This window comes from Zongyangia sp. (assembly GCF_965361945.1).
In genome coordinates this window covers 22,900-49,713 of sequence record NZ_CBDTOK010000062.1, presented here as the reverse complement: position 1 = coordinate 49,713, position 26,814 = coordinate 22,900, and the positions used below count along the sequence as shown (strand labels likewise).

Genomic DNA, 26,814 nt, shown 5'->3' with positions numbered 1-26,814 from the left:
CAGGGATATCCTTCTGGCTCTGGGTGACGAAAAACGCATGGCAGAGCTTGCGGAAATCGCCGGCTATATGCACGATATTGGGAATCTCATCAATCGGGTGGATCATGCCCAGAGCGGCGCCGTTATGGCCTTCCGGATCCTGGATCACATGGAGATGCCCCCGGAAGAAATCGCCACCATCATCACCGCCATCGGCAACCATGACGAGGGAACGGCGGTTCCAGTGAACGCCGTAGCCGCGGCGCTGATCCTAGCCGATAAGACCGATGTGCGCCGCTCTCGGGTCCGCAACCGGGATATGCTGACCTTCGATATCCACGACAGGGTCAACTACGCCGTAGAGGATTCCAGCTTTACCATTGACGGCGCCCGAAAGACCGTCAGCCTGGATATTAGCATTGACACCTCTATCTGCGCGGTGATGGACTATTTTGAGATTTTCCTGAACCGGATGCTTTTATGCAAAAAGGCGGCGGAATTTCTGAAGGTAACCTTTGAGCTTTCCATCAACGGTGTGCGGCTGCTCTGACCGAAATGAAAAAAGCGGGAATTCCCCGCGCAAGACAACATGGATGGATGACAGATGAAGAAAAGATTGGGAACACTCGCCGCCGCGGCGTTGCTCGCCCTGGCGACGAGTCTTTTTGCAGCGGCATCTTCGACATTTTTCGACGATTGTGTAAGCGCCGAAAACACAGAATTTATCACCTACCAAAATTGGAGCATTACAAATCCCGACTTTGGGGAGGAAGTTGGATGGCCTGATGCGCCGGACAAAACTGTGCTCACTGCCGATTTTACCGGTGGCGCGCCCAGCGCAGTCTATCACATTTCCGGCGTGGACCGGCTGACCGTCTCTTTTTATACCCCTACCTGTCCGCTGGCTGTAAAGAATGAAGACGGCAATTATGTGCTGGCCTCCTCCGCTTCTGATGAGGAGGGACATATCGACTTGGACGGTACCCTCCCCGTTTCCTACAGCCCTGTGGATGGGAACCTCTACCTCAACACGCCGGATCAAGGATATCTGCTCTACATGGCGGTGGATGGAGCCGGGGTATTTTGTCCTCTGCCCGATGAGGACGCCTTTCTCTCCCAGATCAAAGACACCTTGACCAACAGCTTTCTGGAGGTTTTAGTCTCTGATGACGACGAGAGCTACCATCCCATCGATTACGACTTTACCTTCTGCCAGATGTCCCTAAAAGCTGAATCTGCCCTGACCTATTATTACTGCACCCTTTATCTTCCCATCCCCAGCGGTACCCGGTACATCGGGCTGCAGATGAACTACGCCGAGGAAATCCCTACCGGTGACGGCGGCAGCATTGCCAACCGGCACAGAAATCGGCTGCGGCTGGCCCGGGTAGATTTCGAAGGGGAATACCTCAACTGGGGCGATCCCCTCCCTGAAGAGGAAAAGGAAAAGGATCCCATCTACAATGTGGAAGGCATTTATCTGACCAATCAGTCCTCCGCCTCCAGCCGGACCACCTCCGGCGACAGGGTAACCCAGTATTTCACCATCACCAACAATTACTATAATGGCAACGGCTCCCAAAGTTCTTCCTCTCAGGTTCTGACCAGCGGCAGCGGTGAAAACCAGATGAAGCTCATCCTCTCCGACGAGGCGGCTCTGCCTGCGGCCCAGGCGGAGGGAGAACAAAAGTCCAACAACTTCCTGTTCATCCTGTGCAGCGTCATCTATATCGTCCTTGCCTCGGCGGCTGTGGTGGTGCTGATTTTCAAATACCGCTCCTCTGCGTCATAACACATAAAATTCGATAAGTGTGAGGGCGCAGATCATCTCCGTTATCAAATCACTTCCTATACATATTAAACTATTAAATATGGGGGGAGACTAGCATGGAAATCGAAGAGATGATCCGGCAAATCGGATGAAATGTTGCGTATTATCGTAAATTGAAGGGGCTTTCTCAAGAAAAATTAGCGGAAAAGGTTCCCATAAGCAGGACCCATTTAATCCATATCGAAGCTTATGACATGGGGATAAAATTTTCTCTGCACACCCTGCCGGCCATTGCCAAAGCGTTGGAAATTGACCCCAAACTTTTATTGAAATTTCATTAAAAAAGCCACCGTTTAAGCGGTGGCTTTTTTAAGTCCACATATCCTCATTTTGCAGCTGGGCCTTTTCTCCCGTTTCATAGGGGTCATAGTGTGGGAGTTTACAGCCAAATTCCTTCAACGCCCCGATCTTCCCGTCCTTCTCCCATCGGATCAGGGAGACTCCGTCAAAATTCTCGGCCCGTCCGTCCTCCATCTGGTCCTGAAAGTACCATTCCACCACCGTCTGATCCCCTTGGTGGAAAAACTGCCGGATCTCCCAGGTCACAACCTTGCCCCGGGTATTCCACTCGGAAAACCAGTGCTCCACCGCCTGCACACCGTGGTAGATAGGGCCCCAGCTCTCCACATAGACGCAGTCCTCCGCGAAAATCTCCCGAATTCCCTGATCTTTTCCCTCCAGCCACATGGCAAACCAGCGCCGGATGATCTCTTCCCGTCCTTCCATCTGTTTTCTCCTTTGCCGGATTAAAGTATTATAACTCCTTTTCGGAAAGCTCAGCCCGCAGGCAGTCCGCCAGCCGGCCAAACTCCTCCAGGGTCAGCTTTTCCGCCCGGGCCTGGGGGCTGACTTTGGCTTCTTCCAAGGCCTGAGCCGCTTTCTCCTTGGATATCCCCAGCCCCGAAGCCAAGCAGTTGCAGATGGTTTTTCTCCGCTGGGAAAACCCGGCCCGGATGACCCGGAACAGAACATCCTCACTCTTCACCTGGATGGGAGGCTCCTTCCGCACATCCAGCCGGATGACAGCGGAGTCCACTTCCGGGGCGGGCATAAAGCTGCCTCGGGAGACAGAAAACAGCTGCTTCGGCTCACTGTAATAGGACACCGCCAGGCTCAGCGCCCCACATTCCCGGCTGCCGGGTTTGGCGCAGATGCGCACCGCCGCCTCCTTCTGTACCATAACGGTGATCGAGGAGATGGGAAGGCGCTGCTCCAGCAGGGACATGATGATGGGGGAGGTGATGTAATAGGGGAGGTTGGCGCAGACAGCCACCTCCATACCGGCAAATTCGTCGGCGATGAGCTTTCGGAGATCCACCTTGAGGACGTCCTCATTGATGATCTTGATGTTGCGATACCCGGCCAGGGTCTCATCCAGCACCGGCATCAACCGGCTATCCAGCTCGATGCAGACCACCTTATCCGCCCGCTGTGCCAACTCTTCGGTGAGCACCCCAATGCCGGAGCCAATCTCAATGACGCCGGCGCCTGGCCTAGCTCCCCCCAGCTCGGCAATCCTAGGGCAGACAGAGGGATTGATGAGGAAGTTCTGCCCCAGGGCCTTGGAAAAGGTAAAACCATAACGGTTGAGAATGTCCTTGATGGTGCCGATATTGGAAAGCTTGCTCATAAAGTGCGGTCCCCCATAGTCGCCGGGCTGATGCCCTGATTTCATAGAGCTATTATAGCATAGTTTCGTAGATTATGACAAAACTCTCCCGGATTTCATGAAATTCTGGAAAATCCATTGCAACGCCCCGGCAAATCAACTACAATAAAAGAAAAAGCCCAGGGGAGGCGCAAACCTATGAATCGACGCGATAAAATCAACTATTATCTGGACATTGCCCAAACGGTGCTGGAACGGGGTACCTGCCTCAGAAGGAATTTCGGCGCCATCATTGTAAAAAACGACGAGATTATCTCCACCGGCTATGTGGGAGCCCCTCGGGGCCGGAAAAACTGTTGTGACCTGGGCTATTGTACCCGAGAAAAGCTAGGAATCCCCCGGGGGGAGCGGTATGAGCTATGTCGGTCGGTCCACGCAGAGGCAAACGCCATTATCTCCGCCTCCCGGGCGGATATGATCGGCAGCACCCTCTATCTGGTGGGCCGGGACTACGCCACCAAGGAGCTGGTCAAGGAGGCCAATCCCTGTGCCATGTGCAAGCGGATGATTATCAATGCCGGTATCAGCACCGTGGTGGTCCGGGATACTCCGGAGGATTTCCGGGTCACATATGTTTATGACGAGTGGGTCATGAACGACGAATCCCTAGAAGGAAAACGCGGCTATTAATTCTGAGAGACGTCTCTTTTGGGGCGTCTCTTTTTTGCGCAAAAATCCTAATTGTCCTTTGTCTGCACAATATTGTATAGGAGCCACCGGCAAAATGCCGGCGGCTCCTTTTTAGGCGGATTTGGAATCCTTTTTCCGGTGTTTCCCCACCCTTTCGAAAAAATCCTCGCTGGTCAGGTCGTGGGGACGGTTGTTGCGCTTAAGGTGAAACAGCTGGTCTGGTTCCCGTGTCAGATAATTGATCCCCTCCTCGGAAGAAAAGGTGCCAAGAAAGCCCATCTCCTTGAGAACCTCATCTGTTTCTTCACAATAGAAGCCGAAGGGATAGGCAAAAAAGGTGGCCTCTTTGCCCAGCATCTCCCGAATCCGGTCGGACAGCTTTCCCACATCCGCCCGGAGCATGGCCTTATATTCCTCAGCCCCTTCCCCCCAGTTTTTCTTGCACCCCTTGCGGCCCTGGTCGGTAGTGTGCAGATCATAGGTGTGGTTTTGGATATCGGCCGTTCCCGTGTTCTCCATAGAGAGCAGCTGATCCCAGTTGAGATGGGAATAGTTGACATGCAGGTCTCCCCTCTCGCTGTAAAGATCGGTGTATTTACCGATAATGGAGATCACCGCCTTCATATTGTATTTCTTGAGCAGCGGATAGGCATAAAAATAGTTGGAGTAGTAGCCGTCGTCAAAGGTAATCATAATGGGCTTTTCCGGAAGGGATTTCCCATGATAGACATATCCGATGAGGTCATCGGTGTCAATGGTGGTATAACCATGGCTTTGGATATACTGCAGGTCCTTTTCAAACTCCGTCGGGGTAATGGTGTAAGCGCCCAACTGCTGGCCGTATTTCAGGACATGATGGTACATCAAAATGGGCAGCTCCACCGGAGCTTCTCCCCCCTCCGCCGAAGAGGATACTGCCGCCGGAGTATGCAGCAGCGCCGCAACTCCCGCCAAAAAAATGCCGCCCATGACCACCAGAACCGCTACCAGCGCCCGGCGTCGGAGCCGGATGACTTTGGGGAAGATCATCTTGCCCGCCTCCCTTTTCGTCTGCTCCGCGAAGGATATCCAGATGCAGACGGGTCTGCTTCTAATATATTGCAGGGAAGCTGCAATCATTACTGCCGGACAAGGCAAAAAGAGCCTTCCCCTTAAGAAACAACGGCATCCCCCGAGATCAATCGGTGAATGCCGTTTATTTTTTATCAATGTCAGGCTGATAGAGGAGAATATCCTCCACCCGGCAGTCGAGAATCCTGCATAGGTCGTTAATCAGCTGGGTGGATATTCCCATATTATGTCGCAGACGGTGAACGGTATGGCTGCTCATGCCGAATTTCGAGATCAGGGTATAAGTGGTGACATTTTTCTCCTTCATGGTTTTCCACAACGGTGTATATACAATCATTGCACCACCAGCCTCCCGGTGACAGTCATTATAGTATCAGTATAAAATATGCTCCATCTATTGAATATTATCCAAATATGGACTATAATATCCATGGGGAAAGTATTGACTTTTTAGGACGACAGGTGTAGACTAAACAAGACGACGATCGTAGACCAAATAATTAAAAAATCAACGCAAACGACGTCCTTCCCCTATAATTGACAGTTGATCTACCAAAAGGAGGGGCGAATATGGAAACACAGAAAAACTTGAGAGAAATTCGTCCTTTTCCCTGTAACCCAAAGTCTCTAAACAAACAAATGCTCCGCAGGATATTGGCTGTCTCCTTTACTGTTGTGTCCCTATTCATCGCTCTTTGCTGTCTGGCTGCAGCGAGTATGGCTGCCGTCCGTTTATTTTTTCTAATGTCACAGAACGATCTCAATAGTATTCCATCCTTTTCCCAAAATAGCCAAGGCTTGTCCTTTCCCCAGCAGAACATTAGTTTTGGGATAGATCGGATGAACATACCTACTTCTTTCCATTTACATCAACCGAAAGGGGATGCACACCTTGGAATTTCTCGATCCCAGAAATCTCATGGAATATGAAGATTTTGTCATACATCATCCTATGGGGACCTTCATGCAATCTTACAAATGGGCTAAAGTCAAGTCCAACTGGGGTTGTTCCATCATTGTGAGCCGTGATCGGGATACCCAGAAGATTGTGGGCTCTGTCATGCTCTTATCCAAGCGGATTCCACTACTAGGTGCCAGCATTCTCTATGCGCCGAGAGGACCTTTATGTTCCCCTGATGCACCGGAGGTTTTAGAGGATCTCATGACAGGGATCCAGATGGTGGCCAAAAAGCACAATGCCTTTTTGCTGAAAATCGATCCCTATGCAGAAGAGACCGATGAAGCGTTGATTGCCCTTTTTACCAATTTAGGATTTCGCTACCAGCCCGATCAAAAGGATTTGACCACTGTACAGACTAGGATCAACTATGTCTTGGATTTAACTGGAAAAACTGCGGAAGAAATCTTTAGTAGCCTTCACAGTAAATGCCGATATAATATTCGGTTGGCTATGCGTCACGGTGTCCAATGCTTGGTCCAGGACAAATCTCATATTGGGGAGTTTTACCGTCTCTATGAAATTACCGCCCAACGGGATGGCTTTGTCCCTCGGCCTCAGGCGTACTTTGAGCGTATTTTGGATAGCATGCAACTGAATGGACGGCTGTATCTCTGTTACTACGATGGCCAGGCGATCTCGGGAGCCATTGCTATCAATTATGGCGGAAAAACCTGTTATCTCTACGGTGCCTCCTCTAACGAGCATCGCAATGTAATGCCCAATTATTTGATGCAGTGGGAAATGATTCAATGGGCCATAGAAACAAGATGCCATACCTACGATTTCCAGGGGATCCCCTTTCATGATGATCCCCAAAGCAGCTATTACGGCATCTATCAGTTCAAGAAATCTTTTAATGGCCGGATTGAAAAGCTGGTTGGGGATTTTGATTATGTGCTTCGGCCCAGCGTGCATCGAGCCTTTACATTGTTGGGCGGTCTTCATCGGAAGATGGCCAGTCAGCTCCACGCATTACATAAATAATATTAGTGTCGCCCTGCCTTTAAGTTAATAGGCAGGGCGATTTCTGGTTGAATTTTATTCGTACATTTGGTATAATATAAACCACTTCCATTACCATGGAGACGTATCGAAGTGGTCGTAACGAGAACGACTCGAAATCGTTTTGTCTAGAGATAGGCACGTGGGTTCGAATCCCACCGTCTCCGCCATCGAAAAATCCAGTAACCATACGGGTTTCTGGATTTTTCTTTTTTTTGCGCCCGCTCCCTTGCTCCTCCTTTTCCGCAAAAGGGCACGCTTGGCTCACCTGCCCGGCTGTAAGCGCCCTCACGCCGAAAATGTCTTTTTCATGTGGCTCAGGTTTTTTGCCTTTTCGCTCGAGTTTGTAGCGGTTATCGATTTCGTAACAGCCGGACAGACCTGCGGTCAGCAATTCGCGACCGCAGGTCTTTATTTTCACATCTATGAATATTACCCATAGATTTTCTTCTTTACTTTCCCCCTTTTTTATGATATAGATTAAGAAAATAATAAAGATACTCCATGCAAATTCAATGTCTCAGGCCCTGCCCCCAAGACGAACGATCTGAAGAAAAACGGAGATGCTCACATACAGGAGGTATTAGCCAAAATATGATTACCATAAGAAATGAAACACAGGCAGACTATAAACAGGTGGAAGACATGACACGAAAAGCATTCTGGAACCTTTATGTTCCAGGATGTATGGAGCACTATTTGGTGCACATCATGCGAGACCACCAAGATTTTCTTCCAGAATTAGATCTGGTCATGGAATTAGACCAGCAGATCATTGGCAATATGATGTATACCAAAGCAAAACTCATCGATGAAGACGGGAACGAAAAGAGTATCCTTACCTTTGGGCCTATCAGCATCCTGCCGGAATATCAGCGAAAGGGCTACGGAAAAAAACTGATGGAATATTCCTTCGAGAAAGCGTCTGCTCTCGGATACGACGCCATCGTCATCTTTGGGAATCCAGCCAATTATGTAAACCGAGGCTTTAAAAGCTGTAAAAAGTATAATATTTGCCTTGAGGACGGAACCTTCCCGGCATCTATGTTGGTAAAAGAACTCCGTCCAGGGGCTTTGGATGGGAGGAAATGGGTCTATCATCAAAGCCCTGTTTTTGATATCGATGAGAAAGAAGCCCAGCGCTATGATGAAGGACTAGAACAACTCGAAAAAAAATATCAGCCCAGCCAGGAAGAATTTTATATCCATAGCCACTCTCTAATCTTCTAGTTCTCAATCAAGTATAGAAAAAGAGGCCGTTTTTTTAACGGCCTCTGTTTCTACCTATCTACGGGATCTTTTCCCCGGGTGGCTTATTCCCCTGTCCGCAGATTTTCTACGGTACGCTCCTCCACCTGTATCTCCGAAAAGTCCCGGTTGCCTCCTTCTCCCAGCGGGGCCTGAGCGACCAGACCCGCTTTGATCTTCTGCCCCATTGGGACATGGCAAAAGCGGATGAGGTCAAAGCTTTTCCCATCCAGAGAGAAAAACGTCGCAAAATCATTCCCTTTTCGGGCTATTTTCAACCAAATGGATTCTCTATCTACATAAGGGCCGATGGCATCATCCGAAACGCCATTGGTCACTACACTGATGGCTGCTGTCCTGCCATTGTCCACCACTTCCAGGCAGCCTTTGACCCAATGGCGCTCATCCCCATACAAGATAAGCCCCGCACCGTCGTATTTATTATGAGGCGACATGGCTGCCTTCGCCTGAATGACGCAATCACCCTCTACCTCCTGGTAATAGATAGAAGCACTGTGTACCACCTCTCCGCCATCCAGCGGTGCAAAAAGATCTGTCTTTTCCCGCGCTGTGATAGAGACGCCCCCTTGGACAGCCTCTGCCCTGCTTTCGTTGATCCACTGATCCATTTGATCTCTCCTTCTTTCTCAGCAACACGGATATTCTCACATATAGAGTCAAAAACATCCGGCGGAAGTAAACCCACCGGATGTTTTCATCTCTGATCCGCCGTGATTTTTATTTTTTCCCGAAGCTTTCCGCTTCCAACTCACGCATGCGGTCTACCTTGCGCTGACTCTTTGTCTGGAACTCTTTGGCGTCCAGGAAAGCCTCCAGCACCTTCTTGGCATGCTCTACACCAATGACTCTCTCGCCCATGGTGATGATGTTGGCATCGTTGCTCTTTTTCAGTCTTTCCGCAGAAAACACATCGTGGCAGGTCCCTGCATAGGCGCCCTGGACCTTGTTGGCGCACATGGCCACTCCCAAGCCGGTACCGCAGACCAGAATTCCCCGGTCATACTCTCCAGCTGCCACCTTCCGGGCCAGATTAAAGGCCACATCGGGATAGTCGCAGTCATGGGTCTTCTGGTAGGCCAAATCATCGATTTCGTAACCTAATGCTTTGGCGTGCTCATACAGTGCCTGTTTCAGGTTTTCAGCCGCATCGTCGCAATCTATGACCAGTCTCATGCTCGTTACCTCCTATTGCAACAGGGAAATGATGGAATCTGCAATGGTGCACAGTAGCAGGCAGCAGGATGTAGCGCCTGCGTCCAGCACCCCGCGGGAACGCTCGCCCAGACGGCTGGCCCGGCCCTTCTTGGCCACCAAATCCTTGGTGGAATCCCGGCCTGCTTCTGCCGCCGCCTTCATCTTGGTCAGCGCTGTGGCAAAATCGTCGCCGCCGTCCACCGCCGCGCAGTAAGCAGCCGCAGCCGGAGCCACAGTATCCAGCAGGGTCTTGTCCCCCACCTCGGCACCGCCGATATTGCGGATTCCTTCTTCCGCTTTTGTAATCATCTCTTTGAAAACATCTTTGTCAATGTCTTCCTTGCCCTTGCTGGCACGGAACATGGCACGGAAAATACAGCCATACAGAGGGCCCATAGAACCGCCGATATCCTCCATCAACACATTGGAAAGGGTTTTCAGGCTGGCGGACATATTGCCCGGCTCCTGATCCAGGGCCTCTTTGCACATGGTGAAACCCTTGTTCATGTTAATACCGTGGTCTCCATCGCCAATAAGGCCGTCAATATCGCTAAGGTATTGTTTATTGTCCTGAATCGCCTGGATCATGTCGTAGACGATCTTTGCGCCGTCTTCGTTTTTAAAACTGCTTGCCATGGTAGCATTCCTCCTTGATCGGTTGTGACATAAGTCTTACCCATGTGGGATCACATGGGTAAGACTTCAACATATATTCCTTTATTTGGGAAGCTGGGTCAGTCCCATGCAGCTGCATTCCATATCGATGCACTCTTTCAGCTCATCGTCCAATTTCATCAGGGAAAGGGTAATGCCATTCATCTCCAGGGAGGTGAAGTAATTTCCTACATAGGATTTATAGATCTTGATTCCCCGGGCGGTAAGCTCTTCCTCCATATTGTTAAAGAAAATATACTGCTCCAACAACGGTGTAGAACCCAAACCGGAAACCAGCACTACCACCTCATCGCCGCTGGCAAAGGGAAGATCAGGAACGATGGTATCCACCATCTCCTTGGCCATTTCTTTGGCGGTGGCCAGAGGCTTCACCGCGATGCCCGGCTCACCGTGATGGCCGATGCCCACTTCCATGGTGCCTGGCTCGATGGTGAAGTTGGGATGTCCCACCTCTGGAATGGTACAGGGAGCAAGGCCAATGCCCATGCTGCGGGTGTTATCAATAGCCTTCTGGGCGGCCGCGATAACACCGTCCAGGTCGGCTCCCATAGCAGCTTTGGCTCCGCCTACCTTCCACATGAGGATTTCACCGGCAACTCCGCGGCGGGTTTCTCTCCTGTCCTTGGGCGCGGAGGGGACGTCGTCGTTGGCAACCACGGTCTTAACCACAATGTCATCGTCCTCCGCCATCTCAATGGCCATCTTGACATTCATGTTGTCGCCGGCATAGTTGCCATATAAACAGGCAACGCCAGCGCCGCCGTCAGCTGCCACAAAGGCGTCGTAGAACATCTTTGCGGGCGGGGAGGAAAAAAGCTCACCCATAGCCACAGCATCCACCATATTTTTGCCCACATAGCCCACAAAGGCGGGTTTATGTCCGCTACCGCCGCCGGTCACGATACCGACGCGGCCCTTTTGGGGCGCATTTTTATATTTGAGAACCCTCTTGTTTTTGGTGGTGGCAAGGGTGTCCGGCATCGCCTTGGCAACGCCCTCGATCATTTCATCCACCACGGTCTGCGGATTGTTGATGATCTTTTGCACGATGAAAAACCTCCATTCGATTTTAATTCCAAGGGGCGGGAAGCTTCAAACAGCTCCGTTTTTTCATATTTCCGCAGTCTGGTCAAGCTGTCCGCTATTTCTGGACAATTCGCCAAATAGTGCGGATTTTTTTCAGATATTCCATGAAATTATTATAGTTTATCAGATAACAATTGTCAATTTCGATTTAATGTTTTATAATAAGTTTTGGGAGTAGACAGTGTATGTAAGTACAAGTTTACAAATTCTTGACAATCTTTTTTAGCGGGAAGCACCAAATCCACTTTGTTCTTTCCGTGAAATTGCCAAGGCCCATTCCCTCGATTATAGGCAACCAAAACCAAATTACATAAGGAGGTAACACAATGATTTCCAAACCCAAAATTGGTGTTCTCGCGTTTTCCGACGGTGATCCCGATGCCTTTGAGCTGCTCAAGCCCATTGTAGAACGGGAGTACAACTATGTGGTAGATGCCCTGCGGGATTCCGGAGAGGTAGAGCTTGTCCTGGGCGAGCGGATTGTCAATTCCGTAGAGGTGGCCAAGGAAGAGGCACAGAAGATGGTCGCCCAGAATGTGGATGGCATGATCTTTTCCTATGGCGTTTTCGCCTTCCCCAATTTCTCCGCGATTGCCGCCAAATTTGGCAAGGGCCCTTATATGCTGGTGGCCGGCTTTAAACCCGACTGGCCGGGCATGGTTGCCATGCTGGCTGCGGGAGGCGCCCTCCATCACCTGGGTATTGAGCACTTCCGTACTGCTGGGGACGTCAAAGATCCTGCCATCCTCCAAAAGCTCATCACCTTTGCCAAGTGCGCCCGGGTGGTTAACCGCTTGAAGGGTTCCACCTACGGCCTGATCGGCGGACGGAGCCTGGGGATGTATTCCGCCACCGTCAGCATGCAGCAGTGGCAGGATAAGTTCGGCATCGACATCGAGCACGTGGATCAGTCCGAAATCATCCGGCTGGCCGAGGAGGTCCCTGAGGAGACAGTGGAAAAGGCCTTCCAGTGGCTCACCGACAATGTGGCAGAGATCAAATATGACGGCAATCGTCTGACCCCTGAAAAACTCAAGACGCAGATCCGCCATTATGAAGCCACCAAGATGATCCGCGACCACTATAACTTTGATTTTATCGGTGTGAAATGTCATTATGAAATGAGCAAGCATGTCTGCACCCAATGTCTCACCGCCGCTTTCATGAACGACCCCTATGACTGGAATGGACCCAAAGAGCCCACCGTTATGGCCTGTGAGGCCGATTCCGATGCGGCGCTGACCATGCAGATTCTCAAACTGCTCACCGAGGATCCCGTCCTCTTTATGGATGTCCGTCATTACGACGCAGATTATGACGTCATGGTCTTCTGCAACTGCGGTTCCGAGTCCACCTACTATGCAGGACGTTCCGATGACTACAAGGAAAATCTGAAAAACGTCACCCTGTATCCATGCCTGGATCTGTATCCCGGCGGCGGTTGCCATGTCAACTGCATGACCGCTCCTGGACAGGCCACCATTGCCCGCCTCAACCGGTATAAGGACCGCTATCGCATGACCATCATTCCCGCAGAGTTTGTCACCCTGCCCCGGGAAAAGATGAAGGAGACCACCGAAGAGTGGCCCCATGTCTTTGCGAAGCTGCCTTTCGACCATGAAATCTTTATTCAGAAGTTCGACGCCAACCACTGCCATGCCGTTTATGGCGACCATGTGGAAGAGCTGAAAACCATCTGCAAGATGCTGGACATCGACGTCGAAGTCCTGGGAGAATAACTGTTATCATATAAAAAACCCGGCAACTGTAGTTGCCGGGTTTTTTGTTTTGATTACCAAAGACCAGAACTTGTAAAGGAAATTTGCAGAATCGCCCAACCTAACAGTTTGAAGGTGATGTAGGAGGTAATAATAAACATAATGATGAACGCCAACGGGTAGAGGAAATAGGTCTTATTGTCATCCGCCTGGATGGCAATCCGGGCTGCGTGGTAGGAGTTCATCATCCAAAATGCCAGCGCCGCAATGGAGATATACAGGGACCAATCAGGGATGAGCAGCGCCAGAATGGTGGCCAGCAGGATACAGATGGTAGCCGGGAAGGTGGACACGCCCATGGCTGCCAGGACACCTTTAAAGTTAACCTGTGATTTGCAAATTTTCCCCATAAGGAAGGTCAAACCGCATAGCAGGAAATAACCGATCACTGCCATCACCAGCCCACACAGGAAGAAGGGGAAGAAAGGCAGGCTCATACCAATCCCCATAAAGGAGCCCAGACCAGCTCCCATGAGATCCGCTATGATCGCTCCCAATCGGCTGACAAATACCCCCAAAAACAGGGCGACAAACAGGGCGTTGACACCAGCAAAGAAAAAGCCCATCCCCACGTCCTGATGCTCAGTGGCAGCCTTAACCATATCACTGGGTTTTTTAAAGAATGCGCTAATCAGGTTACCCACATTGCGGAAGAAAATTCCCGCCTTTCCCGGTTGACGGGGTTGATAGGTTTGTTGGGGCGGCATCTGTCCAGGATACAACGGCTGCCCAGCAGGCTGGCCATTGCCGCCGCTATAGCCATATCCTTCTCCCTGCGGTCCGCCATAGGAAGGCCCTTGCTGAGACTGTTGGCCGTCTGAAGGTGTTCCATAGTATTCCTCATAAGGCGTTTGCTCAGGTGCATCATATTGGTTCTGGGGGGCTTGCCCCATTTCATCTGCCGACGGAGAAGAAACCGGTTCTTCCTTTTGGGCTGTCATCACCGGCGGCTGTGCTGGCTGCTGGCAGCTACAGATCTCTCCCTCCATCAGAGGTTTCCCACAATTCGTACAATAGGGCATCTGTCGTCTCCTCCTCACAAACCGGGTACAGAACCCGGTGTTCTCTTTGTCTTTACTTTACCATAATCGCCTCCATCTTTCAAGAATCGGCAGATATATTTCTCTTGGAAAAAGTGACTGATTTTGCTTTTTATCTTTATAACATGATACAAATATCGTCAGAAATAGATATAAACTTAAAATTTACATCAAAAATATTGTATTTTATGCCGGTATATGCTATGATTTTAACGGTAACTCTGTTCTAACTTATTGCTATAGAGAAAAGAGAGAGGGAAATGACAAAGGTTGTAAAACACAACTCCATGCGCAGCACCAATACACTGGCGTTATTCGAATGTATCCGAAAACATGGGCCCATTACAAAAAAGGAAATCCAGCAGCACACAGGGCTGAGTTGGGGCAGTATTTCCACCATCGCCCTGGAGCTGATTTCTAAAAAGCTGATTGTGGAAATCAAGAGCAATGAATCGATGGTAGGCCGTACGCCCTGCCTGTTGGATATCAGTAACACCGACAATTTTATCATCGGTGTAGATGTCAACCTTTCCGGACTGACCGCCGCTCTCATCGATTTGAAATGCCGGGTCATCAAACAGGTGCGGGAGGAAATGTTTTCCCCCAATAGAACCAATATCCTTACCAAAATCAAACTGATGATCTCACAGCTTATCGCATCGGTAGACGACAAAAAGAAAATCAAGGGTATTGGGCTGGCTATGCCGGGGGATATTGATATTCAAAATGGTATTTCTGTCTTTGTCCCTCACTTTGAAGACTTCTCTCAAGTTCCTGTCAAGCAGATTTTGGAGGAGGAATTCGGTATTGAGGTCATGATTGAACACGACCCCAACTGCATGGCCTTGACAGAGCGCTACATGGGCCTTGCCCAGAACGTAAACAACTTTATGTTTATCCGTCTCTCTATGGGAATTGGTATGAGCATTATTTTTGATGGAAAAATTTATCGTGGACTCAACGGGAGTGCCGGTCAATTCGGGCATATTACCATGAACCCCGATGGTCCCCGTTGTTCCTGCGGCAACTACGGCTGTTTAGAGACCTATGCTTCCTGTGAGACAATCCTGCGCAAATCCCGGGAAGGGCTGAAGATGGGCCGCGCCCCTGTGCTGGAAACGCTCCTTGCTCAGGGAGACCGTCTCAATCTCGCCACCATTGCCAAAGCTGCCCGGGGAGCCGACGAATTCATCCTAGGTATTTTTGACGATGCCGCCACCTATTTGGGGATCGCCATCGCCAATGTGGTCAATATCTTCAATCCCGAACTCATTATCCTCGGCGGCGATCTGATGAATTATCAGGATGTTTTTTTATCCAAGATGAAGCGCTTTGTGGACTTCAAATGCTGGAAAAACGCTAAACATCCCATTGAGGTTTCCACCTTTGGCTCAGAAGCTGCCGCTATCGGTGCCGCTCTTCTGTTCAGCGATAAAATCTATCAAAACGCTGTGGAAAGCGAATCATCTCTCCCTATTCGGCAGTGACACCAAGATAAGACGAACGATCCACGTTGTTATCGGGAACGGGAAGCTATGTCCCGTTTCCCCTTTGAATATAATTGATATGATTGAAATGGAGGAATCCACATGCCATATTGCAGTAACTGCGGCGCCAAGCTTCCTGATTCGGCGTCATTTTGCAGTGAATGCGGCGCCAAGGTTGTCCGTGCATCCCGGGAAGGAGCTGCTCCCGCTGGGAATACAGCTTCCCGCCCTGATCCCAGTACTACATCCCGAAAGCCGGTGGACGGCTTCTCTTTTGATCCTGGCAACCGCCAGACCAATGCCCAGGACGGCTTTCATTTTCAGCCGGAGGAACCATCAGAGCCGGCGTCTGATGGCGAAACATTCTCTTTCCATTCCAACGCCAGTTCCCGGCAAGGCCCTGACTTTGGGGATTTCCCGCAGGCGTCTTCCAAACCATACCAATCTTTTTTAGACGATGAAGACGATTTTTCTTTTCAGCCTCCCAGATCTTCTTCCTCAAGCCAAGGGTTTTCTTCCTTTGACGAGGCGGATGACTTCAGCGGCTTTCAAAAGCCATATGTCAGCTATGACTCCGACGGAATAGGGGGCACCTCCAATCGGTCCCGGAGTTCTTCATCCGGCAGTGCCCGCCGGTCTACTCCCCCAAAAGCTTCTCAAGCCAGAGGCAAAGGGACTTCCAAAAAAGGCGGAAAGAAAAAACGGGGCTGGATTGCCCTGCTATGTATCATTCTGGTGGCCGCTGTTGGACTGGGCATCTTTTTCTGGACCCGGTCCAATGTGGATACGTCGGAACTCTATACCCAGGCGATCCTTTTGATGGACCAAGGGGAATACGAAGGAGCCTCCGAGCTGCTCCTCGATATCCTAGACGCGGAACCGGACAATGTGGACGCCATGTTAAGGCTGGCTGACTGCTATGTCAATATGGGCGATTCGGCGAGAGCGGCAGAACTCCTCCAGGCAGGTTATGAGCAAACCCAGGATGAGCGGTTGCAGACTGCCTTAGCAGAGTTGGATACTACTGGGGAGGCTGATGCCACTACGCCGGCGGAAACCACAACAACCCCGCCTCCTGAGACCACGACCACCCCTCCCCCTGTTTCAGAGCCTCCCTTTGATCTGTCCGACGCTTTTCTCGGGAATTATGACGACTACAGCGAGCAATTTGGCCAGCTTTATAACCAGGAGAATACCTCTGACACCTATACGGATGCCGATGGCAACGAGGTTGAGCTGCAAAGCGCTACCTATACCTACAACGGCCTGATCGTCTCCACCCAAAACGGAAGGATCACCAACATGACCGTCTATTTCGATCAGGATGTCAACTATACTGTGCTGGGGATTGGAAAAGAGGCCACCTATAACGAGACCTTAAACGCTCTTGGCGCTCCTGAAACAGCCGCCGCAGAAAATGAATACGATACCCTGGTTTATCTCCCAGAAAACGGTGAAGCCGTCAAGTATTACTTCCTAGACGATGAGCTTTCCTTTGCCACCATCTTTTTGGGATACTCCCAAAATGGCTAAGGATAAAAACAGAAACCAACGAATAAAAAAACCGGCAGGATTTAAATCCTGCCGGTTTTTTTATTCGTTTTCTGTGGTTTCGTGGGAGTTCTCCTGCCGGTGCTCTTCCGGCAGTTTCATGTTGGGATAAATCTCCTCCATCCGCTCATCGGGGAAATGGGTGTTGAGAAAGGTGGTCACCACGTTACTTTGGGATTCCACCCCCAGCTGCCGGTTCGACCACTGCTTGACCGCCGCCGCAGAGATGATAATATCCACCGCCATAAGCACAATGAGTACGTTGGTCAGCGGCACGCCAACCTTCTTCGGTATTTTTTCAATGAGGCGGCTAATCCAGGGAAGGGTATGCCGGATAAAGACAAATCCCAAAATGCCCCAGTAAACCGCATACTTTAAATTGGTCCTTCCCGCTAGGTTAAAGGGGGAATTGCTGTATTCCCAGGAAAGGGTGCCAAAAACATTCTCCTGAAAAAAAGAACAGAAAAACTCAAAAAACGCCCCGCTGATCGCGCTGATGGTAAAAATCAGAATGCCACTGGCCTTGCGCAGCCAGCACATCAACAAGGTGAAAAGCACGGCGCCAAAGCCATATACAGGGCTAAAGGGTCCGTAAACCAAGCCCTGACGGCTTTCAAAATACCCCATTTTGATATAGCACCAAAACATTTCCACCACATAGCCGACAACACAGCCAATGAGGAAAATCCAAAACAATTTATAGAAGTGAAGGCCCGCGGCAAAAGGCCTATCCTCTTGCAAGAGGGCCCTTTCCGCCGGTTCCTGTTTTTTCTCTTGTTTTTCCATAATCCCCTCTACAACTCCCCATCCATCTAGTTTCTATTCGAAGTTCTTCTGGAACGTGCCTCATTATATCATACTCCCAGCCGAAAAAAAATTAAGTTTTTTCTACGATTTTCGAATGTATTCGAAAAACTTTGAAAATATGAATAGAAAACTAGCCTCGGCATACCTCTTTGGCCATAATAAAAGGGCGGGGTGTTGAATCGTCCCCGCCCTTTTATGTAAAGGATTACTAAAGACTATTCTTCTTCCTCGTTGGCCTTTGCTTCCTCGATAACCGCAGCTTCCAGCTGATTTGGCAGCTGCTCATACCGGGCAAAGGTCAGGCTAAAGCTTCCTCTTCCCTGTGTCATGGAGCGAAGCACTGTGGTGAAATCGAACATCTCGGACATGGGGACCTCTGCCTCCACTTCCTGCATGCCGTCGCCCAGCGGGTTCATGCCCAGTACACGGCCCCGGCGCTTATTGAGTTCGCCGATGATATCGCCGGTATTGGTGTCCGGCACCTGAGCCTTCAGTGTGCCGATAGGCTCCAGAATGACAGGGCTTGCCTGAGGAATACCTGCTTTATAGGCCAGGGTAGCCGCCATCTTAAAGGCCATTTCGGAGGAATCTACCGGGTGATAGGAACCGTCTAACAAGGTAGCTTTCAGCCCTACCATGGGATATCCAGCCAAAGTACCCTTCTTGATGCAGTCCCGCAGCCCCTTTTCTACTGCCGGGAAGAAGCCCTTAGGTACAGATCCACCAAATACCTTTTCTTCAAAGAGAAGATCATCGCCATCATACGGCTCAAATCCGATCCAGACATGGCCGTACTGTCCATGACCACCGGTCTGTTTCTTGTGTTTGCCTTCCACCTTGACCTTCTTGCGGATGGTCTCCCGGTAAGCAACCCGAGGACGTGTCAAGCTGGCATCCACGCCAAACTTGGCTTTCAGCTTGGAAATGATAACATCCAGATGCTGCTCTCCTAAGCCGGTGAGCACCTGCTGATGGGTTTCGTTGTTCTGCTCAAAGGCAATGGTCATATCTTCCTCCATCAGCCTTGCAATGCCTTGGGCAATCTTGCCCTCATCTCCCTTAGCCTTTGCTTTGATGGCCATGGATAAGGTAGGCGCCGGGAAATTGGTTTTTTCAAAGGAAACCACCTGTTTGGGATCACAGAGGGTATCCCCTGTCTTGGTCTCGCTCAGTTTGGTCACTGCGCCGATGTCGCCGGCGCCGATATACTTGACTTCCTCCTGTTTTTTGCCGCGGACGCAGAGCATCTTGCCCAGGCGTTCCGGTTGTCCGGTACGGGCATTGACAGGAGCCACCTCGGGAGATAGTTTGCCCGAAACAACTTTAAAATAAGACAGTTTGCCCACGAAGGGGTCTGCCACTGTTTTAAACACATAGGCCGCCAAAGGCGCGTTTTCGTCGCATTCAATTTCCACAGGCTCCTCGTTTGCATCCACTGCGATTTCTCCGGCCTTGTCTTTGGCGGAGGGCAGCAGTTTCGCCATGCCGTCAAGCATTAAATCGATGCCCTCCAGGGTCAGGCTGGAACCGCAGTAAACCGGCGCGATGGTGCCAGATTTGATACCGTTGGCAATGCCCCGATGCATCTCCTCTGGGGTAAATTGTTCGCCGGAAAAATATTTATCGAAAAGGGCCTCATCCGTCTCGGCAACCGCCTCAGAAATAGCCGCAACCAAGCCTTCCAGCCGATGTCCAATTTCCGGCATGGGGATTTCCTTTGCCTTTCCGTTTTCATATTCATATGCCTTCATGTCCACCAGGTCCACATAGCACAGAACCTTTTGGTTGCGCACATAGGGAACTACCAGCGGGCAAACGGCAGGTCCAAAACTCGCCTTGAGCTCCTCCAGCACCTTATAGAAATCGGCGCTTTCCCGATCCAGTTTCCCCACAAAGAACATGGCGGATTTGCCCTGTTCCACAGCCAGCTTGTAAGCTTTTTCAGAGCCAACCGCCACGCCGGATTTTCCGGAAATGGCGATGACTACGCTTTCAGCCGCCCGTACGCCTTCATAGAAACCGCCGGCAAAATCAAACAGTCCCGGAGTATCGATGATATTGATTTTATATCCATCGTGCTCAATGGGCAGAATGGAGGTGGATACGGAAGCTTTTCTTTTGATCTCCTCAGGATCAAAGTCGGAAACAGTGTTTCCATCCTCGATCTTGCCCAAGCGGTCTGTTGCACCTGCCTGATACAGCAGTGCCTCTGCCAGCGAAGTTTTTCCTGCGCTACCATGGCCTGCCAAGGCTATGTTTTTGATCCTGTCAGCAGTATACTGTTTCAATATAAGTCTCTCCTTTCCACTTTTGCTCTGTTTTACCGGCAAAGCTCTCCGAAAAAAAGCTATACGTACAAGAGCGGCGAAGATTTATTGTCTAAATTCGATAAAATTACTCCGCATAATTCAGACTTATCGTGTATATTATACACAAGGTTGACCGATTAATCAATCGAAATTTTGCAAAAAAGCTGTTCTGTCCTGCCAAAAACGTTTCCACACCCTTGTGCATAATGTAGAAATTCCCGCTGTTGAGATTACTAAAACCAATTTTATGAGAATAAGGGTGTCTCAGCCCACGTATTAAAGAGGCCTCCGCAAGCGTCTTTGCGGAGGCCTCTGCACCTTATACTTTTTTGACAATGTTGAGGATGAATACAGCAATAAGCCAGAACACCTGATAAACTAGGACGGACAGTACGCTGAGTTGGGCCATGCCGCCAAAGTAGGCGAAGAATACCGAAAGGCCATAGCCGATAACCACCGCCACTGTTTGGATAATGAGCCCCATATTGATGGAACTGCGGATGGCAAACAGAGATGACAGCGTATCGGTCAACACAGAAAACTTGCCGGCAAAAGCAATGGAGGCCGGCGTCTTTGCCTTCACCTTCTGCATATCCCGTAAATCCTCCCGCAGGCGGGTGGAAAGAATGCTCACATATTCGATGCCAACACCAAAAAGGGAGGATATCTTTTGAGCCGTTATGTTCGGATCATTGGTGGTCACCAAAAGCACCATATTGCTTTCTACCAGCTCATCCACCGCATCCCGGATATGCTCTAAAGGATTATAGCTGAGGATAAACATGGCCGTCAGCTCCCCGGAATTGGAGAGATACAGGATTTCTCGGCCGTCCTTGGCATAGCGCTCCTCATAATCTTTGGAAGGGATATCCACACCGTGGTTGAGCATCAACTCCCGGTTGCCGATGAGCACCCGTTTGGAATCCACCCAGGCAGAAAGTCCCATCCCATCCTCATAGACCACAGAGTCCACCGGCTTAAGGATATCCTGTTTTCCCTCAATGACCTGCAAAAAGATGTCCGCCAATGTAGTCTCACAGGAGCACACCACGCTGGCCGCGTCCAGAATAGCTTCGTCAATGCGGCGCTGGCCAAAGGTCTTGATCCCATGGAGCATGACAGAGCCTTTGGGGAATAGGTCGCTGGCGGAAACCACTACAGCGTTGATATCAGAAAACTCCTCGATGGCCCGGTACCCCGAGACCATACCACCCTCTTTTGAGAGCCGTTTCGCCGCTTTATAAAGAGGCAGATTCGCAATAAGCATGGCGGTAAATGGGGCACAGATGCAAAGGATAGAGCTAAAGATGGTGATGCACTCAAACACGCTCTTATCCAAGAAATAGCAGGAGATGGAAACCACCAGGGCGCCGATCAGGCTGATGGGTGCCAAAATGCGGCTGACATTGTCGGTGACATCCTCACAATAGGAATACTCCAGGAAGTTGGAGAGGAAATGGGTTTTCACCGAAACAGCGGCATCGGGCTTGGTAATCCCCATACCCCGGGTCAGCTCAAAGGCGACGTTTTCATCCTCCACCCGGGAAAGGGTGAACTTTTCCCCGTCGGCAGAGACAATATGGAAGTTGACCGCCACCCTTCGGACAATCATCAGCTTGCCCAAGGTGTTAAAGAATAGTCCCAACAGGGCGACGATGGGATAAAGGTGTACCGTGGACGAGCCGAAACTTTCAGGGGCAATGACGGTGGCCACGCATCCGATAATCACCGACAGGGTGGCTAGGGCCGTCAAACTGTCACTGTCCGCCCGCAGTTTCAGCAGGGAGATCATACCTCCCCCTACCGTTTGGTGACAGATCACAGCGCCGATCAGCACCAGGGCCAGTTGGCAGATTACGTAAATCTGCGGCGCGGTAGCCGGACTGATGGCCGCCGGTATGGGCAGGGACAAAGACTCTGCCGCTGTGAGATAGCCGCTGAAAAGGCACATCAGCCCTACCACACAGATGCGGATGAAAAGTGAGGTGTGCAGATTGCTCAGATCATGGATGATCGACGGCTTGTCCTCTTTGGAATAATAGTCGTCAATTTCCTCCTGTGGTTCCGGATCCCGGTATTCCTCCTCCGGGTCGTTCTCCGGCTCCTCATCGGAAAACAAGACGAAATCCTGGATTTTTTTCTCCCGGCTTTTCTGCACCGCCTGATGCTGCTCAATGACCTTTTCATCAATAGTGTGGACCTTTTCTCCATCCACCACCCGGGTAAAGCCAATCTGGGCCTGTTGGTTCTGAGCCTCATCCTCTGTAAAGAAAGAGGTAAATGCCGGTTTCTCCGGGGTCTCAAAGTGAAATCCGTCCGCAGTCTCCGCCGATGATTCCCGCTTCCCTTCTGGCGACGAAACCTCCTTTTTCTCTTCCCCGGCGGTATGTATCGCTGGGGGAGCCGGCTCCTGAGGGGCAGCTGGTTCCGTGTTTTCTACCTTCACATGGGCCTGTGGTTTTGGTGGCACAAACTCCTGGGAAAAACGGGAGGTAAAATCCTCCATAGCAGCTTGTCGAGGGGATTTCTCCCTCACCGGCGTTTTTTTTACATCTTCTGGTTCTTTGGGAGGCTGATGTAAAGGCTCCGGCCCTTCTTGAGGAACGGGTTCCTCTTTGGCGGACTCGAAAGCCTCCCCGTCAAAATGAAACGCCTCTTTCTCCGCCATCTTTTCTGCTGGCCTTGTGGGCGTCGCCACCGCTTCCCGCTCTCGTTTTCTTTTGACCTCATTGAGGATATCGTCTACGCTGTATTTTTTGTCCATTTTATTCCCTTTCACTTCCCATCACAACTTCATCGCCGCTTATTTCGCCGGAATATGCCGGCGCTGCCGCGTCACCTCGTACATCAAAATTCCTGCCGCCACCGATGCGTTGAGGGAAGAAATCTTCCCACACATAGGAAGGCTGACAATAAAATCACATTTTTCCTTGATCAAGCGGCTGATGCCGAAACCTTCCGCACCGATGACCAATCCCACACCGCCGGTATAGTCCTGGCTGCACCAGTTCTCGCCGTCCATATCGGCGCCATAAATCCACAGGCCCCGCTGCTTCATCTCGTCGATGGCAGAGGCCAGGTTGGATACCCGGGCCACCGGCAGATACTCACAGGCGCCGGCCGCCGTTTTGTACACCGTGGAGGTCAGCCCCACGCTGCGCCGTTTCGGGATCACGATTCCGTGGGCACCGCAGGCCTCCGCCGTCCGGATGATGGCGCCCAAGTTATGGGGATCCTCCAGCTCGTCGGCAATGAGGAGGAAAGGCGCTTCCCCTTTGTCCTGAGCCCTTGCAAAAATATCGTCCAAGGTGGCATAATCATGGGCAGCCACAAAGGCTACCACCCCTTGGTGGTTGACCCCGGGACAGAGCTTATCCAGCTTCTGGGCGCTGGTCTCCCGAATCGGGATGCCTGCCTGTCTTGCCATAGCAGCAATCTTTCCGATACTGCCTTTGCCCTCGCCTGCCAATATATCTATTTTGTCAATCGTCCTCCCTGACCGAAGGGCCTCCAAAACTGCGTTCCTTCCGGCCACTATGTCAGGATGCTGTCTCTGTTTTTTCTCTGCTGTTTCCATTATGTCCTCCCACCGCCTGCATACCGCCGAAAACGGCGGGACAGTTTCATTTTCCGCCCCTACAGGCCGGGTTCAGGCCAGCCTCTGCCCTGCTTGGGTAAAACTGTCCATATGGGGATATTATACCATAGGTTGCCTCAAATAAAAACCGAAAATTCCCCATATTCTCCCCTTTGTTGCAAAAAATACATGTCTACAGCAGAAGCAGGGTCAATAGAATTCCGGCTATAACCAGAATCATCGCGGCGAGGAGGAGCAGTTTTTTCCTGGAAAACCGGCGCGCCTTTGGAAGGACCGGCAATGTACAGGCCATGGCTGCTGGCGCCTCTTTTTTCACCAAATCGATGTATTTTGCCGCTTTTTGGGCTAAATGGGCTTCACTTTCCCGAGACGCGCTGTCCTTTAAGATAAAAATCACCCGCTCAAAACATTCATTTTCTGGATTGACCACCTCAACCACCTTTTTGTTGACTCCTTTGAGCATTTCTACCACCCTCTCCCCGGACCTACCGGATAAAATCTACCTCTATTTTGCTCCAGTTCTTTCCTGCCTATGCAGTTTCCCATTCAGGATTTTATCATCCTCTGTGCCCCTCTTTTTATCCTTCTTCCCACAATCCACAAAAAACAGTGGAAAACCATGTGGAAAATGTGGAAAAGCTAGGTAAGCGACTGAAAAGATGCTGGTATTTTCAAAAAAATCCCCTTGTGGAACTTGTGGAAAGCGGATGGTGGAAAGAAAATTTACATCGCATTTTCATTCCCAACATCTTCTTTCGACATTCCTGTCATTCCCTATCCAAATGGGGCAATTGCTGGAAGGGACATGGTGATCCTGTCGTTTTCATGCTATAATTGAAAAATCAACATCGAAAGAAAAAGAAAGAGATCGAATTCATGCCCCTATGTTTGGCCGAACCTGTTGTAAAAATCCATTGTCCTGATTTTGACCTCGCTCAAACCCTAGACTGCGGTCAATGCTTCCGTTGGGAGATGCTAGAAGATGGCAGCTTCTCCGGCATTGCCTTCAGAAAATATTGCCGGGTTTCGCAAGAGGGCGACACTATATCCTTTTTTGACATCACACCAGAGGACTTCAATGCCTTATGGCGGTCCTACTTCGACCTAGATCGTGACTATGGCGCTTTAAAGGAGCGGCTCTCCCAGAACCCCATTTTGGCCGAAGCCGCCCGCTTTGCACCCGGTATCCGCATTCTTCACCAGGATCACTGGGAAACCCTGTGCTCCTTTATCCTCAGCCAGAACAACAACATTAAGCGGATCAAAGGATTGGTCCGCCGGCTATGCGAGCAATTTGGAGAACCGGTAGAAGGGGGATACGCCTTTCCCAGCGCCCATCGGCTGGCGGAGCTTTCCCCCGATGACCTTGGGCCGGTGCGATGCGGATTTCGCGCTAAATACCTGGTGGATGCGGCCCGGAAGGTGGCCAGCGGACAGATTAACCTTACCCAGGTGGAAACCATGGATGTGGAAACGGCCCGGGAAACACTGATGCAGATTCATGGTGTGGGGCCCAAAGTGGCTGAATGCGCGCTGCTTTACGGTTTTGGCCGGATGGAGTGCTGCCCCATGGACGTTTGGATGAAAAAATGCGTCACCACCCTGTATCCCCAGGGGCTGCCTGCCTGTACCCAGGGCATCGAGGGCATCGCTCAGCAGTATCTGTTCCACTACAGCCGCTGCCACCCCCAGCTCTTCGGTCAAAAATAAACTTTAAGCAGAAGTGACAGATAAATTCCTGACATTTTTATGTCAAAAGTCTAAATAAAGCTACGATTTTCCTTGGTTCTTTTCCTAAACTATGGTATAATAAAATCACATCAACATGTAGGAGAGTGATTCCAATGGCATTAGTAAATACAAGGGAAATGTTCAAGAAAGCCTACGACGGCGGTTACGCAATCGGCGCATTCAATGTCAACAACATGGAAATCGTCCAGGGCATTACCGAAGCCTGTCAGGAGCTGAACGCTCCGGTTATCCTTCAGGTTTCCGCTGGCGCCCGTAAATATGCCAACCATACCTATCTGGTCAAATTGGTAGAGGCCGCAGTGCAGGAAAACCCCAACATCCCCATCGCCCTGCACCTGGATCATGGCTCTTCCTTTGAGCTGTGCAAAGACTGCATCGACGGCGGTTTTACCTCCGTTATGATCGACGGTTCTCACCTTCCCTTTGAGGAGAACGTTGAGTTGGCACACAAGGTAGCAGAATATGCCCATAAATATAACGTTACTGTAGAGGCGGAGCTCGGCCGTCTGGCTGGCATCGAGGATGCAGTTAACGTTAGCGCAGAAGATGCTTCTTATACAAATCCCGCAGAGGTTCAGGCTTTTGTTGAGCAGACTGGCGTTGATTCCCTGGCTATTGCTATCGGGACAAGCCATGGTGCCTACAAATTTAAACCCGGCCAGAAACCTCAGCTGCGCTTTGATATTCTCGAAGAGGTCGGCAAACGTCTGCCCGGCTTCCCCATTGTTCTGCACGGTGCTTCCTCCGTCATTCCTGAATTTGTCGAAATGATCAACAAATACGGCGGCCAGATGCCCGACGCCATTGGTATCCCCGAGGATATGCTCCGCCAGGCCGCAACCATGGCGGTATGCAAAATCAACGTGGACTCCGACCTGCGCCTAGCAATGACCGGCACCATCCGCAAATACTTCGCTGAGAATCCCAGCCACTTTGACCCGCGTCAGTACCTGGCCCCGGCCCGTACCGCTATCAAAGATATGGTGGCCCACAAGATCAATACTGTTCTGGGCTGCGCTGGCAAAGCGTAAGAATATTTCCTGATCCAATAAAACCGGCGGACAATCGTCCGCCGGTTTTTCTTATTGTCTTTTCCAGATACAGAAAGAAGGCTGTCCGTAGGCA

The 26,814-nt window shown here is 50.6% G+C and carries 25 protein-coding genes, 1 tRNA gene and 1 pseudogene; 13 read left to right on the top strand and 14 right to left on the bottom strand.

Translation table 11 applies throughout. The features are described 5' to 3' along the window. The 3 genes and pseudogenes from ACZ25G_RS03995 to ACZ25G_RS03985 form a co-directional block, all read left to right on the top strand. Positions 1-529 (top strand): HD domain-containing protein (locus tag ACZ25G_RS03995; protein WP_463681620.1); only part of this gene is annotated, 529 nt, incomplete at its 5' end. Positions 530-583: 54 nt separating this feature from the next. After that, on the top strand, positions 584-1,771 hold the full coding sequence (locus ACZ25G_RS03990; RefSeq protein WP_463681619.1) for a hypothetical protein: 1,188 nt from the start codon (positions 584-586) through the stop codon (positions 1,769-1,771). Positions 1,772-1,920: 149 nt separating this feature from the next. Next, positions 1,921-2,091, top strand: a pseudogene (locus ACZ25G_RS03985) (helix-turn-helix domain-containing protein); the annotation flags it as partial. Between the two features lie 28 nt (positions 2,092-2,119). On the opposite strand, the gene ACZ25G_RS03980 reads toward ACZ25G_RS03985, so the two are convergent. Both ACZ25G_RS03980 and rsmA read right to left on the bottom strand, forming a co-directional pair. Beyond that, complete coding sequence (locus tag ACZ25G_RS03980) at positions 2,120-2,536, bottom strand: nuclear transport factor 2 family protein (RefSeq protein ID WP_191509621.1); 417 nt, start codon at positions 2,534-2,536, stop codon at positions 2,120-2,122. A 28-nt stretch (positions 2,537-2,564) separates the two neighbouring features. Continuing rightward, positions 2,565-3,440, bottom strand: a complete 876-nt coding sequence (gene rsmA, locus ACZ25G_RS03975; protein ID WP_463681618.1) for a 16S rRNA (adenine(1518)-N(6)/adenine(1519)-N(6))-dimethyltransferase RsmA — start codon at positions 3,438-3,440, stop codon at positions 2,565-2,567. Positions 3,441-3,617: 177 nt separating this feature from the next. Here rsmA and ACZ25G_RS03970 point away from each other — a divergent pair, with 177 nt between their 5' ends. Then, entirely contained in the window at positions 3,618-4,109 is a 492-nt protein-coding gene (locus ACZ25G_RS03970) for a deaminase (RefSeq protein ID WP_191482892.1), read from the top strand. Between the two features lie 111 nt (positions 4,110-4,220). Here ACZ25G_RS03970 and ACZ25G_RS03965 read toward each other — a convergent pair whose 3' ends face one another. Both ACZ25G_RS03965 and ACZ25G_RS03960 read right to left on the bottom strand, forming a co-directional pair. Beyond that, positions 4,221-5,138, bottom strand: a complete 918-nt coding sequence (locus ACZ25G_RS03965) for a polysaccharide deacetylase family protein (RefSeq protein WP_463681617.1) — start codon at positions 5,136-5,138, stop codon at positions 4,221-4,223. 166 nt (positions 5,139-5,304) lie between these two features. Continuing rightward, positions 5,305-5,517, bottom strand: a complete 213-nt coding sequence (locus tag ACZ25G_RS03960; protein WP_191482894.1) for a helix-turn-helix domain-containing protein — start codon at positions 5,515-5,517, stop codon at positions 5,305-5,307. A gap of 233 nt (positions 5,518-5,750) precedes the next feature. Between ACZ25G_RS03960 and ACZ25G_RS03955 the strand changes: the two genes are divergently transcribed. The 4 genes from ACZ25G_RS03955 to ACZ25G_RS03940 all read left to right on the top strand — a co-directional run bounded on the left by ACZ25G_RS03955 (position 5,751) and on the right by ACZ25G_RS03940 (position 8,373). Continuing rightward, complete coding sequence (locus ACZ25G_RS03955; protein WP_463681616.1) at positions 5,751-6,110, top strand: hypothetical protein; 360 nt, start codon at positions 5,751-5,753, stop codon at positions 6,108-6,110. Positions 6,111-6,144: 34 nt separating this feature from the next. Continuing rightward, complete coding sequence (locus ACZ25G_RS03950) at positions 6,145-7,125, top strand: lipid II:glycine glycyltransferase FemX (RefSeq protein ID WP_463681615.1); 981 nt, start codon at positions 6,145-6,147, stop codon at positions 7,123-7,125. A gap of 97 nt (positions 7,126-7,222) precedes the next feature. Next, positions 7,223-7,313: transfer RNA gene (locus ACZ25G_RS03945), tRNA-Ser, on the top strand. 424 nt (positions 7,314-7,737) lie between these two features. Then, positions 7,738-8,373 carry a GNAT family N-acetyltransferase gene (locus ACZ25G_RS03940; RefSeq protein WP_463681614.1) on the top strand — a complete coding sequence of 212 codons (636 nt, stop codon included), beginning with the start codon at positions 7,738-7,740 and terminating at the stop codon, positions 8,371-8,373. Positions 8,374-8,456: 83 nt separating this feature from the next. On the opposite strand, the gene ACZ25G_RS03935 is transcribed toward ACZ25G_RS03940, so the two are convergent. The 4 genes from ACZ25G_RS03935 to ACZ25G_RS03920 all read right to left on the bottom strand — a co-directional run bounded on the left by ACZ25G_RS03935 (position 8,457) and on the right by ACZ25G_RS03920 (position 11,328). Beyond that, positions 8,457-9,020 (bottom strand): DUF1349 domain-containing protein, encoded by a 564-nt coding sequence (locus tag ACZ25G_RS03935; protein ID WP_463681613.1) that lies wholly within the window; start codon positions 9,018-9,020, stop codon positions 8,457-8,459. 109 nt (positions 9,021-9,129) lie between these two features. Further along, on the bottom strand, positions 9,130-9,585 hold the full coding sequence (locus tag ACZ25G_RS03930; protein ID WP_191482898.1) for an RpiB/LacA/LacB family sugar-phosphate isomerase: 456 nt from the start codon (positions 9,583-9,585) through the stop codon (positions 9,130-9,132). Positions 9,586-9,597: 12 nt separating this feature from the next. Further along, positions 9,598-10,242 (bottom strand): dihydroxyacetone kinase subunit DhaL, encoded by a 645-nt coding sequence (gene dhaL, locus ACZ25G_RS03925; protein WP_191482899.1) that lies wholly within the window; start codon positions 10,240-10,242, stop codon positions 9,598-9,600. An 81-nt stretch (positions 10,243-10,323) separates the two neighbouring features. After that, positions 10,324-11,328 (bottom strand): dihydroxyacetone kinase subunit DhaK, encoded by a 1,005-nt coding sequence (locus tag ACZ25G_RS03920; protein ID WP_463681612.1) that lies wholly within the window; start codon positions 11,326-11,328, stop codon positions 10,324-10,326. Positions 11,329-11,693: 365 nt separating this feature from the next. On the opposite strand from ACZ25G_RS03920, the gene ACZ25G_RS03915 reads away from it, so the two are divergent. Further along, entirely contained in the window at positions 11,694-13,106 is a 1,413-nt protein-coding gene (locus ACZ25G_RS03915; protein ID WP_342681091.1) for an L-fucose/L-arabinose isomerase family protein, read from the top strand. A gap of 53 nt (positions 13,107-13,159) precedes the next feature. Here the strand turns inward: ACZ25G_RS03915 and ACZ25G_RS03910 are convergent, their stop codons facing one another. Next, positions 13,160-14,167: a Yip1 family protein gene (locus ACZ25G_RS03910; protein WP_463681611.1), complete on the bottom strand. Its 1,008-nt coding sequence runs from the start codon at positions 14,165-14,167 to the stop codon at positions 13,160-13,162. A gap of 278 nt (positions 14,168-14,445) precedes the next feature. Here ACZ25G_RS03910 and ACZ25G_RS03905 point away from each other — a divergent pair, with 278 nt between their 5' ends. Next, the gene (locus ACZ25G_RS03905) at positions 14,446-15,672 is read left to right on the top strand and encodes an ROK family protein (RefSeq protein WP_342681092.1); all 1,227 of its coding nucleotides are present in this window, start codon (positions 14,446-14,448) and stop codon (positions 15,670-15,672) included. Positions 15,673-15,774: 102 nt separating this feature from the next. Beyond that, positions 15,775-17,205 (top strand): tetratricopeptide repeat protein, encoded by a 1,431-nt coding sequence (locus ACZ25G_RS03900; RefSeq protein WP_191482828.1) that lies wholly within the window; start codon positions 15,775-15,777, stop codon positions 17,203-17,205. A gap of 60 nt (positions 17,206-17,265) precedes the next feature. On the opposite strand, the gene ACZ25G_RS03895 is transcribed toward ACZ25G_RS03900, so the two are convergent. The 5 genes from ACZ25G_RS03895 to ACZ25G_RS03875 form a co-directional block, all read right to left on the bottom strand. Then, positions 17,266-18,009 carry a putative ABC transporter permease gene (locus ACZ25G_RS03895; protein WP_463681610.1) on the bottom strand — a complete coding sequence of 248 codons (744 nt, stop codon included), beginning with the start codon at positions 18,007-18,009 and terminating at the stop codon, positions 17,266-17,268. Between the two features lie 236 nt (positions 18,010-18,245). After that, positions 18,246-20,318, bottom strand: a complete 2,073-nt coding sequence (locus tag ACZ25G_RS03890; protein ID WP_463681609.1) for an elongation factor G — start codon at positions 20,316-20,318, stop codon at positions 18,246-18,248. 340 nt (positions 20,319-20,658) lie between these two features. Then, entirely contained in the window at positions 20,659-23,103 is a 2,445-nt protein-coding gene (locus ACZ25G_RS03885; protein WP_463681608.1) for a hypothetical protein, read from the bottom strand. A gap of 39 nt (positions 23,104-23,142) precedes the next feature. Then, positions 23,143-23,916 carry a 23S rRNA (guanosine(2251)-2'-O)-methyltransferase RlmB gene (rlmB, locus tag ACZ25G_RS03880; protein ID WP_463681607.1) on the bottom strand — a complete coding sequence of 258 codons (774 nt, stop codon included), beginning with the start codon at positions 23,914-23,916 and terminating at the stop codon, positions 23,143-23,145. Between the two features lie 193 nt (positions 23,917-24,109). After that, complete coding sequence (locus ACZ25G_RS03875; RefSeq protein ID WP_191482833.1) at positions 24,110-24,409, bottom strand: hypothetical protein; 300 nt, start codon at positions 24,407-24,409, stop codon at positions 24,110-24,112. 404 nt (positions 24,410-24,813) lie between these two features. Here ACZ25G_RS03875 and ACZ25G_RS03870 point away from each other — a divergent pair, with 404 nt between their 5' ends. Both ACZ25G_RS03870 and fba read left to right on the top strand, forming a co-directional pair. Then, positions 24,814-25,647 (top strand): DNA-3-methyladenine glycosylase family protein, encoded by an 834-nt coding sequence (locus tag ACZ25G_RS03870; RefSeq protein ID WP_463681606.1) that lies wholly within the window; start codon positions 24,814-24,816, stop codon positions 25,645-25,647. 134 nt (positions 25,648-25,781) lie between these two features. Then, a complete protein-coding gene (gene fba, locus ACZ25G_RS03865; RefSeq protein ID WP_191482835.1) occupies positions 25,782-26,720 on the top strand; it encodes a class II fructose-1,6-bisphosphate aldolase in 939 nt (312 codons plus the stop codon). Positions 26,721-26,814: the final 94 nt, after the last annotated feature.